General features: G+C 65.7%; 18 protein-coding genes. 13 read left to right on the top strand and 5 right to left on the bottom strand.

The window, feature by feature from the left end; translation table 11 throughout:
- Positions 1 to 46: 46 nt before the first annotated feature.
- Together ACZ5TO_RS05575 and ACZ5TO_RS05570 are read left to right on the top strand one after the other, a co-directional pair.
- Positions 47 to 313 carry a type II toxin-antitoxin system Phd/YefM family antitoxin gene (locus ACZ5TO_RS05575; protein WP_464799850.1) on the top strand — a complete coding sequence of 89 codons (267 nt, stop codon included), beginning with the start codon at positions 47 to 49 and terminating at the stop codon, positions 311 to 313.
- Positions 310 to 579, top strand: coding sequence for a Txe/YoeB family addiction module toxin (locus ACZ5TO_RS05570; protein WP_464799849.1), 270 nt, complete (start codon positions 310 to 312; stop codon positions 577 to 579). The genes ACZ5TO_RS05575 and ACZ5TO_RS05570 overlap by 4 nt, the downstream gene beginning before the upstream one ends.
- Positions 580 to 586: 7 nt before the next feature.
- Here ACZ5TO_RS05570 and ACZ5TO_RS05565 read toward each other — a convergent pair whose 3' ends face one another.
- Positions 587 to 1,402: an enoyl-CoA hydratase gene (locus ACZ5TO_RS05565; RefSeq protein WP_464799848.1), complete on the bottom strand. Its 816-nt coding sequence runs from the start codon at positions 1,400 to 1,402 to the stop codon at positions 587 to 589.
- Between the two features lie 132 nt (positions 1,403 to 1,534).
- Here ACZ5TO_RS05565 and ACZ5TO_RS05560 point away from each other — a divergent pair, with 132 nt between their 5' ends.
- The 6 genes from ACZ5TO_RS05560 (at position 1,535) to argC (ending at position 6,467) form a co-directional block, all read left to right on the top strand.
- Positions 1,535 to 1,966: a PaaI family thioesterase gene (locus ACZ5TO_RS05560; RefSeq protein WP_464799847.1), complete on the top strand. Its 432-nt coding sequence runs from the start codon at positions 1,535 to 1,537 to the stop codon at positions 1,964 to 1,966.
- A 229-nt stretch (positions 1,967 to 2,195) separates the two neighbouring features.
- Positions 2,196 to 2,660 carry a 50S ribosomal protein L13 gene (rplM, locus tag ACZ5TO_RS05555; protein ID WP_023513729.1) on the top strand — a complete coding sequence of 155 codons (465 nt, stop codon included), beginning with the start codon at positions 2,196 to 2,198 and terminating at the stop codon, positions 2,658 to 2,660.
- 2 nt (positions 2,661 to 2,662) lie between these two features.
- On the top strand, positions 2,663 to 3,139 hold the full coding sequence (gene rpsI, locus ACZ5TO_RS05550; RefSeq protein ID WP_064329731.1) for a 30S ribosomal protein S9: 477 nt from the start codon (positions 2,663 to 2,665) through the stop codon (positions 3,137 to 3,139).
- 285 nt (positions 3,140 to 3,424) lie between these two features.
- Positions 3,425 to 4,354 (top strand): IS110 family RNA-guided transposase, encoded by a 930-nt coding sequence (locus ACZ5TO_RS05545; protein ID WP_464798050.1) that lies wholly within the window; start codon positions 3,425 to 3,427, stop codon positions 4,352 to 4,354.
- A 170-nt stretch (positions 4,355 to 4,524) separates the two neighbouring features.
- Entirely contained in the window at positions 4,525 to 5,478 is a 954-nt protein-coding gene (gene speB, locus ACZ5TO_RS05540; RefSeq protein WP_464799846.1) for an agmatinase, read from the top strand.
- A gap of 56 nt (positions 5,479 to 5,534) precedes the next feature.
- Positions 5,535 to 6,467, top strand: a complete 933-nt coding sequence (argC, locus tag ACZ5TO_RS05535; protein WP_464799845.1) for an N-acetyl-gamma-glutamyl-phosphate reductase — start codon at positions 5,535 to 5,537, stop codon at positions 6,465 to 6,467.
- A 6-nt stretch (positions 6,468 to 6,473) separates the two neighbouring features.
- On the opposite strand, the gene ACZ5TO_RS05530 is transcribed toward argC, so the two are convergent.
- Genes ACZ5TO_RS05530 through ACZ5TO_RS05520 form a run of 3 tightly spaced genes read right to left on the bottom strand, consistent with a single transcriptional unit; the run spans position 6,474 to position 8,253 of the window.
- Complete coding sequence (locus ACZ5TO_RS05530) at positions 6,474 to 6,866, bottom strand: type II toxin-antitoxin system VapC family toxin (protein WP_464799844.1); 393 nt, start codon at positions 6,864 to 6,866, stop codon at positions 6,474 to 6,476.
- Positions 6,866 to 7,120 (bottom strand): type II toxin-antitoxin system VapB family antitoxin, encoded by a 255-nt coding sequence (locus ACZ5TO_RS05525; protein ID WP_184144571.1) that lies wholly within the window; start codon positions 7,118 to 7,120, stop codon positions 6,866 to 6,868. Before ACZ5TO_RS05525 ends, ACZ5TO_RS05530 begins: the two co-directional genes overlap by 1 nt.
- A gap of 53 nt (positions 7,121 to 7,173) precedes the next feature.
- Positions 7,174 to 8,253 (bottom strand): COX15/CtaA family protein, encoded by a 1,080-nt coding sequence (locus ACZ5TO_RS05520; RefSeq protein ID WP_464799843.1) that lies wholly within the window; start codon positions 8,251 to 8,253, stop codon positions 7,174 to 7,176.
- A 181-nt stretch (positions 8,254 to 8,434) separates the two neighbouring features.
- On the opposite strand from ACZ5TO_RS05520, the gene ACZ5TO_RS05515 reads away from it, so the two are divergent.
- Both ACZ5TO_RS05515 and ACZ5TO_RS05510 read left to right on the top strand, forming a co-directional pair.
- A complete protein-coding gene (locus ACZ5TO_RS05515; protein WP_464799842.1) occupies positions 8,435 to 8,653 on the top strand; it encodes a DUF2842 domain-containing protein in 219 nt (72 codons plus the stop codon).
- A 150-nt stretch (positions 8,654 to 8,803) separates the two neighbouring features.
- Positions 8,804 to 10,048 (top strand): GNAT family N-acetyltransferase, encoded by a 1,245-nt coding sequence (locus ACZ5TO_RS05510; RefSeq protein WP_464799841.1) that lies wholly within the window; start codon positions 8,804 to 8,806, stop codon positions 10,046 to 10,048.
- Between the two features lie 3 nt (positions 10,049 to 10,051).
- Here ACZ5TO_RS05510 and ACZ5TO_RS05505 read toward each other — a convergent pair whose 3' ends face one another.
- Positions 10,052 to 12,295 carry a GumC family protein gene (locus ACZ5TO_RS05505; RefSeq protein ID WP_464799840.1) on the bottom strand — a complete coding sequence of 748 codons (2,244 nt, stop codon included), beginning with the start codon at positions 12,293 to 12,295 and terminating at the stop codon, positions 10,052 to 10,054.
- Between the two features lie 200 nt (positions 12,296 to 12,495).
- Between ACZ5TO_RS05505 and ACZ5TO_RS05500 the strand changes: the two genes are divergently transcribed.
- The 3 genes from ACZ5TO_RS05500 (at position 12,496) to ACZ5TO_RS05490 (ending at position 15,888) form a co-directional block, all read left to right on the top strand.
- Entirely contained in the window at positions 12,496 to 13,071 is a 576-nt protein-coding gene (locus ACZ5TO_RS05500) for a polysaccharide biosynthesis/export family protein (RefSeq protein ID WP_464799839.1), read from the top strand.
- A 5-nt stretch (positions 13,072 to 13,076) separates the two neighbouring features.
- Complete coding sequence (locus ACZ5TO_RS05495; RefSeq protein WP_464799838.1) at positions 13,077 to 14,243, top strand: glycosyltransferase family 4 protein; 1,167 nt, start codon at positions 13,077 to 13,079, stop codon at positions 14,241 to 14,243.
- Between the two features lie 79 nt (positions 14,244 to 14,322).
- Positions 14,323 to 15,888 carry an undecaprenyl-phosphate glucose phosphotransferase gene (locus ACZ5TO_RS05490; RefSeq protein ID WP_464799837.1) on the top strand — a complete coding sequence of 522 codons (1,566 nt, stop codon included), beginning with the start codon at positions 14,323 to 14,325 and terminating at the stop codon, positions 15,886 to 15,888.
- Positions 15,889 to 15,893: the final 5 nt, after the last annotated feature.

The raw sequence follows: 15,893 nt of genomic DNA, 5'->3' as shown, positions 1-15,893 counted from the left end.
CGGCCCGGATGCTGTATGTACAAGGCTCCGTACAAAGGAACCCGTCATGAAGGTCGTCAGCCTTTCCGAACTGCGCGCGAACATCGCCAAGCACTTCGACAGTGTCGAGGCCGACCGGGACGAATTGATCGTCACGCGGCAGAACCGCGAGCCGATGGTCGTGATGTCCCTTGCGGATTTCGAGAGCTGGAAGGAGACCTTTTATCTCACTGCCAGCCCCGCCAATCGTGAACACCTCCTGCGCTCCATCCGCTCGCTGGATGCGGCGGAGGGCACGATCAGGACGCTCGACGATCTCGCCGCCGGCGAATGAAGATCTGCTTCTCCCCCGAAGCCTGGGCCGATTTCACCTATTGGACGGAAACCGACCGCAAGACGGTGGAGAAGATCGTGGCGCTGATCAAGGAATGCCGGCGCGAGCCGTTTTCCGGCATCGGCAAGCCCGAGCCGCTACGCGGCGAGTTGAAGGGCTTCTGGTCCCGCCGCATCACGCAGGAACACCGCCTCGTCTATCGCGTGACCGGCAGCGGCGCCGCGCAGGTGCTGGAGATCGCCGCCTGCCGCTATCACTACGGCTGACGCTGCCTCACTTCCACTCCGGCATGCGCTTGCCGAGGAAGGCGCCGATGCCTTCCTTCGCGTCGTCCACCAGCATGTTGTCCGTCATGGTGGCGACGGCGATGTCGTAGGCGTCGGCGAGCGGCAGGCCGGCCTGGGCGCGGAAGGCGGCCTTGCCGATGCGCAGGGCCTGCGGCGATTTCGCGGCGATGACGGCGGCGTATTTGTCGACCACCTGACGCAGATATTGCTGCGGCACGATACGGTTGACGAGGCCGAAATCCTTGGCGGTGGAGGCGTCGATCGTCTCGCCCGTCAAAAGCATCTCCATCGCCTGCTTGGGATGGGCCGCGCGGGAGACGGCGACCATCGGCGTCGAGCAGAAGAGGCCGATATTGACGCCCGGCGTGCAGAAGGCCGAAGTATCGGTGCAGACGGCAAGGTCGCAACTTGCGACGAGCTGGCAGCCGGCGGCGGTCGCAAGCCCGTCGACCTCGGCGACCACGGGCTGCGGCAGCGCGGCGATCTTCAGCATGATGTCGGCCGCCATGCGCATGGTCTTCTCGAAGAAGGCGCGTCCGCCGTCTTCATCCGCGCGCCGTGCGGTCATTTCCTTGAGGTCGTGGCCGGCCGAGAAGACCTTGCCCGTCGAGGCGAGCACGACGACGCGGATGGCATCGTCGGCCGCGGCGGCATCGAGGGCAGCGCCGAGCGCTTCCATCGTGGCGATGGAAAGGGCGTTCGCCGGCGGATTGTCGAGCGTGATCCTGAGGATCGGCTCCGCGCGCTCGACGCGCACCAGGCCGGCCGCTTCCTCTTTCCTGAACGTCACCACATCCGCCATGATCGCCTCCTTTCCGTTCTCTCCTTGCGGTCTACGCTTCACCGCCAAGGCTTTCAAGCGCAACGGCATCGACTTTGAGAGGGCTTGCCGCGCCCGCCGGACCGACTGTAAAGCAGGCGAGAGGAGAAGCCCATGCAACTGACGCCGATCATGGACCCGGAGGCGCTGAACCGCTTCCTTGAAGCCGACTTTCCGCAGCTTCATACGGACGGCAAGGTTTTCGAGGTGACGGAAGTCGGCCCCGGCACGGTGGTCATGCGGCTTATGCCCAACGAGCGGCATCTGCGCCCCGGCGGCACGATTTCCGGGCCCACCCTCTTCGCGCTCGCCGATGTCGGCGCCTGGTGCGCGGTGCTCGCCCATATCGGCCCGGTGGCGCTCGCCGTCACCACCAATCTCAACATCAATTTCCTGCGCAAGCCCGCGCCCGGTCCCCTCTCCTGCACCTGCCGGCTCCACAAGCTCGGCAAGCGGCTGGCGGTGGTGGAGGCCTCGATCTTCGACGCGGACAGCGAGGATCTGGTGGCCCATGCCACCGCGACCTACTCGATTCCGCCGCGATAATTTGCGGTATTGAGATACCACACAATTAAGCCATTGTTTTTACTTATCTATCTTTAGGGCTTCCCGGATCGCGTCTCTTGACGCCCCATCCGCTCTCGCTTATAAGCCGCCGAGATCGTGGTCCCCTCGGGCCGCGTTCGATTTTTGGCACCTGCAAGGGGCCAAACCAAGCAACAAGAAACGCCCGCGGCCCCGCAAGGCTCCGGGACCCAAGGAAAGAGCTACTCCCATGGCAACCTTCGTACAGAAGCCCGCCGAGGTAGAGAAGAAGTGGATCCTCATCGACGCCGAAGGCCTCGTTGTCGGTCGCCTCGCTACCCTCATCGCGAACCGCCTGCGCGGCAAGCATAAGGCCACCTTCACGCCCCACGTCGACGACGGCGACAACGTCATCGTCATCAATGCCGACAAGGTCGTCTTCACCGGCAAGAAGTACTCCGACAAGAAGTACTACTGGCACACCGGCTACCCGGGCGGCATCAAGGAGCGTACGGCTCGCCAGATCATCGAAGGCCGCTTCCCGGAGCGCGTCCTCGAAAAGGCCGTCGAACGCATGGTTCCGCGCGGCCCGCTCGGCCGTCGCCAGATGAAGAACCTGCGCGTCTACGCCGGCTCCAACCATCCGCATGAAGCCCAGCAGCCCGTCGCCCTCGACGTCGCCAAGCTGAACAGCAAGAACACAAGGAGCGCCTGATAATGGCCGACCTCTCCTCGCTCAAGGACCTCGGCGTCGCCGCTGCAGCTCCGGCCGCTTCCGCCCCGGTTCACGTCAAGAAGGTTGACGCCCAGGGCCGTTCCTACGCCACCGGCAAGCGCAAGGACGCCGTTGCCCGCGTGTGGGTCAAGCCGGGCTCCGGCAAGATCACCGTCAACGGCAAGTCTTTCGAAGCCTATTTCGCACGCCCGGTCCTGCAGATGATCCTGCAGCAGCCGATCGTCGCGGCTGCCCGTGACGGCCAGTTCGACATCGACGCCACCGTCGCCGGTGGCGGCCTTTCCGGCCAGGCCGGTGCCGTTCGTCACGGCATCTCCAAGGCGCTGACCTACTTCGAACCGGGCCTGCGCTCGATCCTCAAGAAGGGCGGCTTCCTGACCCGCGACTCGCGCGTCGTCGAACGCAAGAAGTACGGCAAGGCCAAGGCCCGTCGTTCGTTCCAGTTCTCCAAGCGCTGATCGCTCGGACAACGTGTTCTTCAGGAAAGGCCGGGGTTCGCCCCGGCCTTTTCGTTTTTAGGAACAAGTGGACGCCCCTCATCCGCCTGCCGGCACCTTTGTAACTTCCCTTTGCCCGGGATTGGCGTTGTACTGCCGATTGCGGTGGCGGATGAGAGACCGCAGCACCTTTGGGACACCAAGCCCGTGGGAGAGCCTGGGTCTTCATCCGCCGTTCCATCGAACCCGAACAGTCGCCAGGGCCGCTCGCGCATGCGAAGCCCGCTTAGGCAAGGATGGGACAGGATGGACGTGATCGTTGGCATTGATGTTTCGAAGGACCGGCTGGATGTGCATGTTCTTCCGGCCGGTGACAGTTTCCTTGTCGGCAACGACCATGCCGGCGTGGATGGACTGATCACCCGGCTGCGAGAGGCAAAGGCCGATGTCGTGGCGCTGGAAGCGACCGGCGGTTACGAGATGCTTGCGGCTGCGGGCCTGTCATCGGCCGGCCTTGCCGTTGTCGTGGTCAATCCGGCGCAGGTTCGTTCCTATGCCAATGCGCTGGGCAAACGTGCCAAGACCGACCCGATCGACGCGGCGGTGATCGCAGCCTTCGTGGCGGCGACGAAACCGGATATCCGGCCGTTGCGCGATGAGGAGAGTGAAGCCTTCTCGGCCATCGTGTCGCGCCGCCGCCAGATCGTGCAGATGATCACGGCGGAAGAGAACCGGGCACGGATGGCGCAGACGAAGGAGACACAGAAGAGCATCAAGCGCCTGCTTGCCGCGCTCCGGCACGAACTTGCAAGCCTGGACGACGAGCTCGACGGCCGTATTCGCAAGTCGCCCTTGTGGCGGGTGCGCGAGGCGCTTCTGACGTCTGTGCCGGGTGTCGGGCCGACCACCGCCCGCACGCTGATTGCCGAGATGCCCGAACTCGGCACGCTCGATCGGCGCCAGATCGCCTCACTGGCGGGGATCGCGCCGTTCACGCGGCAATCGGGCAAATGGCGAGGCAGGAGCTTCATCGGCGGCGGTCGCGGCAAGGTGCGCGCCGTGCTCTTCATGGCCGCCCTCGTGGCGTCCCGTCACAACCCGGTCCTCAAGGCTTTCCGCGACAGGCTCGTGGCTGCCGGCAAGCCGAAGATCGTCGCCATTGTCGCGACAATGCGAAAACTCCTCACCATCCTCAACGCAATCATCCGCGACGGTAAACCATGGAAAAACGCTTGACCACAAAGACAGTCGCTCTCCCCGCTTGCGGGGAGAAGGTCGCTGCAGCGGGATGAGGGGCAGCCTTGCCACTGCCTGAAAGTGACCCATCCTTGCCCGCCGCCCCATTTACCCCCTTGCCTAAAACGCCGCGATTGGCGAACGTCCGCCAGATTTCGGAGGGGATTTTCATGGCCAACAAGACCATCGACCACGCCATTACGGCCAGAACGCTGAAGAGCGCCGCATCGGACCCGACCCATGCCGGCATCCTCTCCTTCATGCGCCGGCGCTATACCAAGGTGCTGAAGGACGTGGACGCGGTGGTCTGGGGCATTCCCTTCGATGCCGCCACCTCCAACCGGCCGGGCGCGCGCTTCGGGCCGCAGGCCATCCGCCGAGCCTCGGCGATCATGGACAACGACCCGCAATACCCCTTCGAGCGCGACCTCTTCGAGGACATGGCCGTCATCGACTACGGCGACTGCCTGCTCGACTACGGCAACCACCAGAAGACGCCCGCGACCATCGAGCGGGAAGCCCGCAAGATCCTGAAATCCGACGCCTATATGCTGACGCTCGGCGGCGACCATTTCGTCACCCTGCCGCTGCTGCGCGCGCATGCGGAAAAATACGGCCCCCTCTCCCTCGTGCAGTTCGACGCCCACCAGGATACCTGGCCGGACGAGAAAGGCCGCATCGACCACGGCTCCTTCGTCGGCACCGCCGTGCGCGAGGGCCTGATCGACGCAGAAAGCTCGATCCAGATCGGCATCCGCACCCATGCGCCGGAAGATTGCGGCGTCCGCATCGTCTACGGCTACGAGGTGGAGGAGATGAGCGCGGGCGAGCTTGCCGACACGATCGTGCGCCATGTCGGCGCGCGCTCGACCTACCTCACCTTCGATATCGACTGCCTCGACCCGGCCTATGCGCCCGGCACCGGCACGCCGGTCTCCGGCGGCCCCTCCAGCGCAAAGATCCTCTCGGTGCTGCGCAAGCTCGGCGCGCTGCATGTGGTGGGCTCCGACGTCGTGGAAGTGGCGCCGGCCTACGACCATGCCGACATCACCGCCATCGCCGGCTCGACCATCGCCATGTACATGCTCGGCCTTCGCGCCGAATGGCTCGCCGAACGGCGTTGAATGCGACACGGCAAGGGTCTATATCGGCGGCAAATCATGAAAAGGATGGATGGCAGATGAAACCGAAGATCTTCATCGATGGCGAACACGGCACGACGGGTCTGCAGATCCGCACGCGCATGGCCGGCCGCGGCGATGTCGAGCTCCTGTCCATTCCCGAAGCCGAGCGCCGCAATGCGAAGCTGCGCGAGGACATGCTGAACAGCGCCGACGTCGCGATCCTCTGCCTGCCGGACGACGCCTCGAAGGAAGCCGTCGCCATGGTCGCCGGCAACAACCAGGTGCGCATCATCGACACCTCGACCGCGCACCGCGTCAACCCGGACTGGACCTACGGCTTTGCCGAGATGGACCGCGAGCAGGCGAAGAAGATCGCGGGCGCCCGCTGCGTCGCCAATCCCGGCTGCTATCCGACCGGCGCCATCGGGCTCCTGCGTCCGCTCCGCCTTGCCGGCATCCTGCCGGAGGACTATCCGGTCACGGTCAACGCGGTCTCGGGCTATACGGGCGGCGGCAAGCAGCTCATCGCGCAGATGGAGAACGCCGACCATCCCGAGCATATCGACGCGCCGCACTTCCTCTACGGCCTTTCCCTCAAGCACAAGCATGTGCCGGAAATGCAGGTGCACGGCCTTCTCTCCCGCGCGCCCCTCTTCTCGCCTTCGGTCGGAAAATTCGCGCAGGGCATGATCGTCCAGGTGCCGCTCTACCTTGCCGACCTCAACGACAATGCCTCGCTCGGCTCGATCCACGAGGCGTTGGCCGATCACTATGCCGGCCAGGACATCGTCGAGGTGGTGGGTCTCAAGGAAAGCGCGGCGCTCCCGCGCGTCAACGCCGTGGAGCTGGCCGATACGGACCGCATGAAGCTCTACGTCTTCGGCACCGCCGGCACCCCGCACGTCAACCTCGTCGCCCTCCTCGACAACCTCGGCAAGGGCGCCTCGGGCGCGGCGGTGCAGAACATGGACCTGATGCTGAACGGCTGAGGCGGTTCAGCCGAGAGCGGAGCGCAAGTCGGTCTGGCCGAAATCGTTGCCCTTGAAGAGCAAGGGGTCGTCGAGAGCTTTTGCCAGCGCATAGGAAAAGCAATCGCCGATATTGAGGCCGGCGGGATGCCGGCCTTTTCCGTAGGCGCGGAACGCCTCTATGGCGAGAGCGGCTTGTCTCGAATCGACAGGTATCGTTTCCGCATCGAGCGCCTCGAGGAAGGCCTCCAATGCCGTGCGTCCGGCTTCGCCCCTGCGTCCCTCGACCACGAACGCGATTTCAACGAGCGTGACGGTGGACAGGAAGCATTTTCGAGCGCCGGCCAGCGCCTCCGCATAGCGTTCGACGTCGTCTTCCATGAAGAGGATGGCCACGATTGCCGAGGTGTCGACGACCATCACCAAAGCCCGTCTTCGTCATATCCGATAATCTCGTCCGCGGAGCGGCCGTCCCGTTCCGGGAGAGCGGCGCAGGCCGCGCCAATCGCAAGCAGACGGCCTTTCAGGTCGGTCGAACGCCCGCGGCGGCGGCGTTCCCGATCGAGCCGCTCGGCAAGAGCGTTGCGGATCGCCGTCGTCAGGCTTTCGCCGGTCAGCGCCGCCACTTCGCGGGCGAGCCGATCCGTTTCCGTATCCTTCAGGCTGAGCGCCATGGAACACCTCTTCTATAAAATCATCGAGATTATGGAAGAATTCATTCCTCAAGTCACGGACGTTCCATTTCCCCGTAGAACCCGCGCCAATGCGCGACGGCGAAGCCAAGCACGATGAGGGCGCCGGCCTGGTGGGCGAGCGCCCAGCCGAGGGGGACCTGCCAGACCAGCGTGAGGATGCCGAGCGTCGCCTGGAGACAGACGAGGGCGAAGAGGACGAGCGAGCGGCGGGCATGGGTCGTCTGCGGCGCGGCGCGGAGCGAGACGATCAGGTTGACCAGCACCAGCGTGAAGAGCACGTAGGCGCCGACGCGGTGGACGAACTGCACGGTCTTCGGGTTCTCGAAGAGGTTGATCCACCAGGGCTGCTGCACGAAGAGGCCGCCCGGCACGACGGCGCCGTCCATCAGCGGCCAGGTGTTGTAGGAAAGGCCGGCGTCGAGGCCGGCCACGAGCGCGCCGAGATAGATCTGGAAGATCGCCATGCAGGCGATGATGCTCGCCATGCGCCGGGAGCTCGCCGCAGGCGCCGGATCGTCACTGTGCGGGGCGAGCGCGCGCATCAGCCACATCGTCCCGGTGAAGATGAGACAGGCGATGGTGAGGTGCGTGGCAAGCCTGTACTGGCTGACCGAAACGCGGTCGGCAAGGCCGGAGGAGACCATCCACCAGCCGATGAAGCCCTGGAAGCCGCCGAGCGCGAGAAGCCCGACGAGCGGCCAGCGCATCTTCTTCTCGATGCGGCCGGTCAGCCAGAAGAAGGCGAGCGGCACGGCGAAGACGAAGCCGATGGAGCGGGCGATCAGCCGGTGCGCCCATTCCCACCAGAAGATCGTCTTGAACGCCTCGATGGTCATGCCCTTGTTGATCTGCTCATATTGCGGGATGCGCTTGTAGAGGTCGAATTCCTCCTGCCAGTCCTTTTCGCTGAGCGGCGGGATGGCGCCGTGGATGGGGTTCCACTCGGTGATGGAAAGGCCCGATTCGGTGAGCCGCGTCGCGCCGCCGACGAGCACCAGCACGAACAGCGTGAAGAGGACGAAGCCCAGCCAGATGCGGATCTGCCGGCGGTTGCGGTCGATCCTGTCCGTCTCGTTGCCGCTGCGATAGGCGGTGGCGGTCGTGGCGCTCATTTCCTCGGCTCCTCTGTCCGGAAGGCGGATGGCCGGCCGGCATTTGACGCGATTGCAACGGCAAAACCGCAGATGCGGCGCCGCCAGCGTTGATTTGCCCGACCAGCCCGTGCAAAACAAGGCCCGAACCTTTGCGGCATGCCGTCGCGGCCCTGCCTCCCCTGAATCCGGAAGACCGTCCATGCCCCCTCGTATCAGAAAGCTGATCGGCACGATCCTCATCATCATCCTCGTGCTCGCCTATGCGCTGATCGCGACGACCGTCGCCTCGGCCACGCTCGGGCAATCGGCCTGGTACATCCATCTTCTCTATTTCGCGGTGACGGGGCTTTTGTGGATCCTGCCGGCCATGCTCATCATCAAGTGGATGGAAAAGCCGGGCAAGCCGCGCGGCAGGTAGGCCGGCCGCGCCCCGCGTTATCCAATCGCTAACCGCACCCGGCGATTCCCGCCGGCGCAAAGCCGCAGGTTAAACCAATCGGCAGGCCCAGCGGCTATGCTTGTCCTGCGGCGATACGGCCGCGGACAAAGGGCGCATGGGCCGCTAGCGATGCAACTCCATTTTCAGACCGCGCCATCCGAGCAGGCTTTCACGGGTGCGGCGGACGCTTCTCAGGGCTCGGCCGTCGCCGGGCCGCTCTCCTTCCGCCTGCACGAGCGCATGGAGCCGCTGGAAGCCGCCTGGCGGGCACTGGAAGCGGAGAACGGCCTTTCCCTGCACCAAGGCTACGACTGGTGCCGTGCCTGGATCGAAAACCATGGCGGGCGGATCCTCGTCGTCGAAGGGGTTTGCGCCGGGCGCACCCATCTTCTCCTGCCGCTCGACATCACCCGCCTCGGCCCGTTGCGTACCGCGCGGCTGCTCGCCAGCGATTTCAGCAACATCAACACCGGGCTTCATACGCCTGCCTTCCGCTCCCTTGCCGCGTCGGGAGAATTCGGAAAGGCGCTTCGGCAGGCGCGCGGCCTCTTCGCCCGCCATTTCGACCTCCTGCTGCTGGACAAGGTGCCGCTTGCCTGGCGCGGGCAGCAAAGCCCCTTCTCCGCGCTTGCCGGCCTGCGCAACCAGAATGCCTCGTTCCAGTTGCCGATCTTTGCGGATTTCGACGAGACGCTGGCGCAGCTCAACGCCAAGCGCCGCCGCAAGAAGTTCCGGGCGTCCGAGCGACGGATCGCCGCCGTCGGCGGCTATGAGCACGTCGTTGCAGAGCCCGGCGCCGAAGCCGTCGCGCTTCTGGAAACCTTCTTCCGCCAGAAGGCCGCGCGCTTCGAGACGATGGGCCTGCCGGACGCCTTCCGCAGCGAGGAAACGCGCAATTTCTTCCGCGCGCTCGTCGCGGTGCCGCACACGCGCGAAACCTATGCGCTCCGCCTTCACGCCGTGCGCCTCAAGGGCGAGCACGAGGGACATATCGTTGCCATCGCCGGCATGTCGCGCAAGGGCGACCATGCGATCTGCCAGTTCGGCTCCATCGACGAGACCGTCGCGGCGGATGCAAGCCCCGGCGAGATGCTGTTCTTCCTCATCATCCGCCAGCTCTGCGAGGACGGCGCGCGCCTCTTCGACTTCGGCATCGGCGACCAGCCCTACAAGCGTTCCTGGTGCACGCTGGAAACGACGCAGCACGATCTCTTCTGGGCGGCATCCACCGCCGGACAGGCGGCCGCCGCCCTCCACCGCATGAAGACGGGGGCAAAGCGCCTCATCAAGCAGAACGCGGCGGTCTATTCCTTCGTGCAGCGCCTTCGCTCCGGCCGGCAGCAGCCGGCACCGGCGGACGCCGAGACGGACTGACCGTCAGGCCGCGCGGCGGCCGGGACGGCGCGGCGGTTCGCCCGCCTCGCCCGTCATCAGCACGATCTCGCTGTAGCCCGCCTCGCCGAACGCGCCGATCAGGTCGACGATCCGGTCCTCGTCGGCACCGGGGATGGAGAGGATGATATTGGTCTCCTGCCCGCGGGTCAGGCGGCGCACGCCCTCCACGTCCGCCGGGCCGCATTCCACGATCACGGTGTCGTAGGCGTCGGAAAGCGAGCCGATCACCATGGCGAGCCGGTCGATACCACGCATGGCCCGCTTGATGTCGGCATTGCCGCGCGGGATGATATGGGCGGCGGAGAGCCGGTCGCCGTGGATGATGTCGCCGAAGGCGGCGTCGCCGACGAGAAGATCGGTGATGCCGGGCACGTCGGTCGACTGCGCCATCAGCCGCGTCGGGCAGGCCGAGCCGGTCAGGTCGATGACCAGCGTCTTGCGCTCGTCCCCGGCGATCCGCCGGGCGAGCATCACGGTGGCCGTGGAACCGCGGTCGCCGGAGGGCGAGACGGAAACGGCGATGGCGATATCGTTGTCGATCATGTGCCGGGCGACCGCGGCGACCGAGAAATTGTCCTCGTCGCCGAGGGCGGAGGCGGGCGATGCTTCGGACGCTTCCGCCTCTTCCTCTTCCAGATCCTCTTCCGGGCCGACATCGGCAAGGAGGGAGCGCGCCGGTACGGGCACGTCGCGAACGCTCGCAAGGTTCTCGCGAACCGCAGGCTTGCGGATGAGGACCGGCCCCTCGACCGTCACGGCGGGCTCGATTTCCTCCTCGGCCCCGTCTTCCTCGCGGCGGCCTTGCACGGCCGCGACGCCGCCGACCGGCCTCAGGGCGCGGCCGCTGAAGAGCTCGGCCAGCAGGATGGCGATGGCGCTGAGGACGAAGCCCGCGACGCCGCCGACGATGGTGATCGGCATGACCTTCGGGAAGGAAACCTCCGTGGGCTCGACGGCGGCGGAAATGACGCGGGCATCGGCCGGCGTCGCGCCGCTGCTGGTGCGCGAGGTCGCCTCGCGGTAGCGGGCAAGATAGGTTTCGAGAAGCTGGCGCTGGGCGGCGGCCTCGCGCTCCAGCGCCTTGAGGCCCACCTCATCCTCGCCCGCGCGCGCCGTGTCCGCCTTCAGCGTGTTGAGCTGCTGGACGAGCTGGTTCTCGCGAAACTGCGCGGTCTTCGCCTCGGTCTCCAGGCTCGTCAGGATCTTCTGCGTTTCCGTCTTGATCTGCGTGCGGATGCCGGCGAGCTGCGAGCGCAGGCCCTTCAGCCGCGGATGACCTTCGAGCAGCGATGTCGAAAGGTCCGATATCTGCGACTGGATCTGCGCCTCGTTTTCCTTGAGGCGCTGGATCATCTGGGAATCGACGACGGCCGGAAGGGTATCGGGCGCCCCGCCGCTCTTCAGCACGGTGCGCACGCTCTCGGCACGCGCTTCCGCGCTGGCGCGCTCGCCGCGAACCCGCGCCAGTTCGGTCGAGATATCGTTGAGCTGGCGCACGGCGAAGGTGGAATTGTCGCCGGTCGGCAGGAGATCGGATTGCGAGCGGTATTCGGCGACCTTCTGTTCAGCCTCGCGCACCTTCTCGCGCAGGTTGGCGATTTCCGGCTCCAGCCAGCGCGTCGCCTCCGAATTGGTGTCGAGCTTGGCGCCGCTCTGCAGGGAAAGGTAGACCTTGGCCATCTCGTTCGGGATATCGGCGGCAAGCCGCGGGTCCTTCGAGCTGAACTCGATGCCGATGACGCGCGACTTCTCCACCTGGTAGACGACCAGCTTGTCGTTGAACTCCTTCAGCACGCGCTCTTCCGGCGGCAGCTCCAGCGGGTTCTTCTTGAGGCCGAGGAGGACGAGGAGGTCGGAGATCGCGGAGGGCTTGGCGGTCGGGTCGAATTCCTCAAGCTCATAGAGCTTCATGTTACGGGCGACCTGCTTGATGAGGTCTGCGGACTTCAGGAGCTGGACCTGGCTGGCGATGCCCAGTTCGTCGAGGGCCGGGCGTTCGCGGTCCTGGGTGCGGTCCTGCCCGGTCGTGAAGGCCGGCTCGCGCGTCTCGATGAGAAGGCGCGCCTCGCCCTTGTATTTCGGCGTGATCAGGTTCGCCGCCACGAAGGCGACGCCCGCGCAGGCGACCGTCGCCATGAGGACACGCATGCGCCTGCGCCAGATCGCGCCGAACAGACCGCCAAGGTCGATATCGACATCCTGCTGGCTCCCGTGAACGCCCGACATATCCCTGCTCCAAACACGATGATTTCCCCGCAAGGTAAACAAAGATGGTAACCCAAGCGTTAATCACTTTCGGTTGTCTTTCTAAATACATGCGCTCCTGGAGAGAAAACCGCCGCCGGCAGTAGGGGCCCTTTACCAGCCATTAACCCTAACGGATCGATAACAGGCCCACACATCTGATTTGCGGGATTGGACAGCGAATGACATTCGCATCGATCAACAGGGGCTTACTGCTCGCGCTGGCGCTCGTCGTGCTGGCGGTTTCGGGCTGCAGCGGCTACCGCCCTGCCCCAAAGGCCTTCCACGAGGCGACCATCCAGCCCTACCGGCTCGATAGCGGCGACCGCCTGCGCATCACCGTCTTCGAGCAGACCGGCCTCAGCAACACCTACACCATCGACCAGGCGGGATACATCGCCTTCCCGCTCATCGGCCCCGTGCCGGCGCGCGGCAAGTCGATCCAGGAACTCGAAAGCATCATCGCGGCGAAGCTGCGCCAGGGCTACCTTCGCGATCCGGACGTCTCCATCGAGGTCGACCGCTACCGCTCGATCTACATCATGGGCGAGGTCGGCCAGGCCGGACAGTACAGCTATGTCGCCGGCATGACGATCCAGAACGCCATTGCGGTGGCCGGCGGCTTCTCGCCGCGCGCCAACCAGCGCGACGTCGACGTCACCCGCAAGATCAACGGCAAGATCATCACCGGCCGCGTCTCCATCTCCGATCCGGTGCTGGCCGGCGACACGATCTATGTCCGCGAACGGCTGTTCTAAGCATCATGGCGGACGATGGGCCTCTGCGCATCATTCACTGCTTCCGGTCGCCCATCGGCGGGATCTTCCGCCATGTGCGCGACCTTGCCGAATTCCATGCCAAGGCCGGCCATGACATCGGCATCATCTGCGACAGCCTCACGGGCAGCGCCTTCGAGGACTCGCTCTTCGACGAGATCCGCCCCTATCTCTCGCTCGGCCTCGTGCGCCTGCCGATCAGCCGGTCGATCAGCCCGCGCGACCTCTTCGCCTTCCGGGAAAGCTATCGTGAAATAAAAGGTTTGCGGCCGGACGTGCTGCACGGGCACGGCGCCAAGGGTGGCGCCATCGCCCGGCTCATCGGCTCAGCCCTGCGGGTCAACAGGTATCGCGTAGCCCGCCTCTATTCGCCGCACGGCGGCAGCCTGCACTACAGGCGCAACACCGCGTCGGGCCTTGCGATCCTGACCGCCGAACGGCTGCTCGAACCGCTCGGCGACGGGCTCACCTTCGTCTGCGACTACGAGCGCGACGTCTACGAGGCCCGGGTCGGCAAGCCGCGCGTGCGCGCCGAGCGCATCTACAACGGCATCCACGACCGCGACTTCGAGACCGTCCATCCGCGCGAGGATGCCGTCGACTTCCTCTATATCGGCATGCTGCGCGACCTGAAGGGGCCGGACCTCTTCGTCGACGCCTTCGCCCGCACGGAGCGCCTCGTCGGCCGCCCGCTCTCGGCGCTGATGGTCGGTGACGGGCCGGACAGGGAGAAATACGCGCAGATGATGCTCCAGCGCGGGCTCGCCCGCCGCATCGGCCTGCTGCCCGCCATGAAGGCGCGGGAGGCCTTCGCCCTCACCCGCAACGTCGTGGTGTCCTCGCGCGCCGAGGCGATGCCCTATATCGTCCTGGAAGCGCTCGCCGCGCGCAAGCCGGTCATCGCCAGCCGCGTCGGCGGCATTCCCGAAGTGCTCGGCCCCGGCAGCATCGCGCTGACCGAGCCGGGCGACGCCCAGTCGCTCGCCGCCGTCATGGCCGAAGCCATCAGCGACCGCGACTGGTTCGGCAAGGCGATGCCGGAGCCCGCCGCCTTCAAGCAGGCCTTCTCGGCCTCCGCCATGTCGAGCGCACTCCTTGGCCTCTACCGCGACATCCTCGCCGGCCAGGATGGCGGAAAACGGCACGCCCGGTAGGGCTCGCTCCTCCCGCTACGTAAACGTTTCTTAGGGCCTTCATGCTATCTCCGGCAGAAACCTCCTGCAGAGGCCTGCCATGAACCATGTCGACAAGCACGAGTCCTTCGATCCGGAAGCCCTGAGGCGCAAGGCCTCGGAAATCCGGACGATCTCGGCCGAATCCCCGCCGGACAACGCCAACGGCGAGAAGGTGGCCGCGCTCAACCCGCTTGCCCGCAAGATCGCCCAGCAGTTCCGCGACGACAGCTATTCGCCGGCAATGATCACCGGCCTCCTGCGCCTTGCCGAATTCGCCGCGCTCCTGGCCATCGGCTATTGCATCCATGTGTTCTACGTCAGCATGGCGATCACGGTGTTCTATGTCGCCGTGCTCGTCGGCGGCGCGGCCATCGGCGTGCTGCTGCTCCAGCTTGCCGACGCCTACCAGGTCCCCGCGCTCCGCTCGCCGCTGCGCATGACGCCACGCATCCTCGCCGCCTGGGCGATCGCGTTCGCCACCATGGCGCTCGCCCTCTTCTTCTTCAAATCGGGCGGGGAGTATTCCCGCGTCTGGTTCGCCTCGTGGTTCGCGGTCGGCGCCGTCTACCTCGCCGTCGAGCGGCAGGTGATCGCCTATGCCATCCGCCGCTGGGCGCGCAACGGCACCATGGAGCGCCGCGCCGTCATCGTCGGCGGCGGCGAGCCCGCCAAGGAGCTCATCCGCTCGCTCGAGCACCAGCCGGAAAACGACATCCGCATCTGCGGCATCTTCGACGACCGCGACGAGCGCCGCTCGCCCTCGATCATCGCCGGCTATCCCAAGCTCGGCACCGTCGCCGAGCTCGTGGAGTTCGCCCGCCTCGCACGTATCGACATGCTGATCATCTCGCTGCCGCTCTCGGCCGAGGCGCGCATCCTGGCGCTGCTCAAGAAGCTCTGGGTGCTGCCCGTCGACATCCGCCTTGCAGCCCATGCGAAAGGCCTGCGCTTCCGCCCGCGCAGCTATTCCCAGGTCGGCAACCTGCCGATGCTCGACATCTTCGACAAGCCGATCGCCGACTGGGACAATGTCGCCAAGCGCATCTTCGACCTCTTCTTCAGCGTGGTCGCGCTGGTGCTGCTCTGGCCGCTCATGCTCGGCGCGGCGGCGGCGGTGAAACTCTCCTCGCCGGGGCCGATCATCTTCAAGCAGAAGCGCCACGGCTTCAACAACGAGGTCATCGAGGTCTACAAGTTCCGCTCGATGTACACGCACCTTTCCGACCCGACGGCCCGCGCCGCGGTGACGAAGGGCGACCCGCGCGTGACTCCCGTCGGCCGCTTCATCCGCAAGACCTCCATCGACGAGCTGCCGCAGATCTTCAACGTGCTGAAGGGCCAGCTTTCCCTCGTCGGCCCGCGCCCGCACGCCGTCGAGGCACAGACCCACGACCGCAGGTATGTCGACGTCGTCGACGGCTACTTCGCCCGCCACCGCGTCAAGCCGGGCGTCACCGGCTGGGCGCAGATCAACGGCTGGCGCGGCGAGATCGACCACGACGACAAGATCCGCTTCCGCACGGAATTCGACCTCTACTACATCGAGAACTGGTCGCTCTGGCTGGACCTGAAGATCCTGTTCCTGACGCCGTTCCGCCTGCTCAACACGGAAAACGCCTATTGAGCGAC

The sequence above is a fragment of the Shinella sp. Sh6 genome, from assembly GCF_055392685.1.
Note: the sequence above shows the minus strand (reverse complement) of the source record. Positions and strands in the feature narration are given on the sequence as shown.

Excerpts from the sequence above, each read along its gene's own strand:
- ACZ5TO_RS05490 (WP_464799837.1), top strand. The coding sequence starts at position 14,323 with ATGAACCATGTCGACAAGCACGAGTCCTTCGATCCGGAAGCCCTGAGG.
- ACZ5TO_RS05570 (WP_464799849.1), top strand. The coding sequence starts at position 310 with ATGAAGATCTGCTTCTCCCCCGAAGCCTGGGCCGATTTCACCTATTGG.
- speB (WP_464799846.1), top strand. The coding sequence starts at position 4,525 with ATGGCCAACAAGACCATCGACCACGCCATTACGGCCAGAACGCTGAAG.
- argC (WP_464799845.1), top strand. The coding sequence starts at position 5,535 with ATGAAACCGAAGATCTTCATCGATGGCGAACACGGCACGACGGGTCTG.
- ACZ5TO_RS05565 (WP_464799848.1), bottom strand. The coding sequence starts at position 1,402 with ATGGCGGATGTGGTGACGTTCAGGAAAGAGGAAGCGGCCGGCCTGGTG.
- ACZ5TO_RS05545 (WP_464798050.1), top strand. The coding sequence starts at position 3,425 with ATGGACGTGATCGTTGGCATTGATGTTTCGAAGGACCGGCTGGATGTG.
- rpsI (WP_064329731.1), top strand. The coding sequence starts at position 2,663 with ATGGCCGACCTCTCCTCGCTCAAGGACCTCGGCGTCGCCGCTGCAGCT.
- ACZ5TO_RS05515 (WP_464799842.1), top strand. The coding sequence starts at position 8,435 with ATGCCCCCTCGTATCAGAAAGCTGATCGGCACGATCCTCATCATCATC.
- ACZ5TO_RS05530 (WP_464799844.1), bottom strand. The coding sequence starts at position 6,866 with ATGGTCGTCGACACCTCGGCAATCGTGGCCATCCTCTTCATGGAAGAC.
- ACZ5TO_RS05505 (WP_464799840.1), bottom strand. The coding sequence starts at position 12,295 with ATGTCGGGCGTTCACGGGAGCCAGCAGGATGTCGATATCGACCTTGGC.
- ACZ5TO_RS05500 (WP_464799839.1), top strand. The coding sequence starts at position 12,496 with ATGACATTCGCATCGATCAACAGGGGCTTACTGCTCGCGCTGGCGCTC.
- ACZ5TO_RS05495 (WP_464799838.1), top strand. The coding sequence starts at position 13,077 with ATGGCGGACGATGGGCCTCTGCGCATCATTCACTGCTTCCGGTCGCCC.
- ACZ5TO_RS05575 (WP_464799850.1), top strand. The coding sequence starts at position 47 with ATGAAGGTCGTCAGCCTTTCCGAACTGCGCGCGAACATCGCCAAGCAC.
- ACZ5TO_RS05560 (WP_464799847.1), top strand. The coding sequence starts at position 1,535 with ATGCAACTGACGCCGATCATGGACCCGGAGGCGCTGAACCGCTTCCTT.
- rplM (WP_023513729.1), top strand. The coding sequence starts at position 2,196 with ATGGCAACCTTCGTACAGAAGCCCGCCGAGGTAGAGAAGAAGTGGATC.
- ACZ5TO_RS05520 (WP_464799843.1), bottom strand. The coding sequence starts at position 8,253 with ATGAGCGCCACGACCGCCACCGCCTATCGCAGCGGCAACGAGACGGAC.
- ACZ5TO_RS05510 (WP_464799841.1), top strand. The coding sequence starts at position 8,804 with ATGCAACTCCATTTTCAGACCGCGCCATCCGAGCAGGCTTTCACGGGT.
- ACZ5TO_RS05525 (WP_184144571.1), bottom strand. The coding sequence starts at position 7,120 with ATGGCGCTCAGCCTGAAGGATACGGAAACGGATCGGCTCGCCCGCGAA.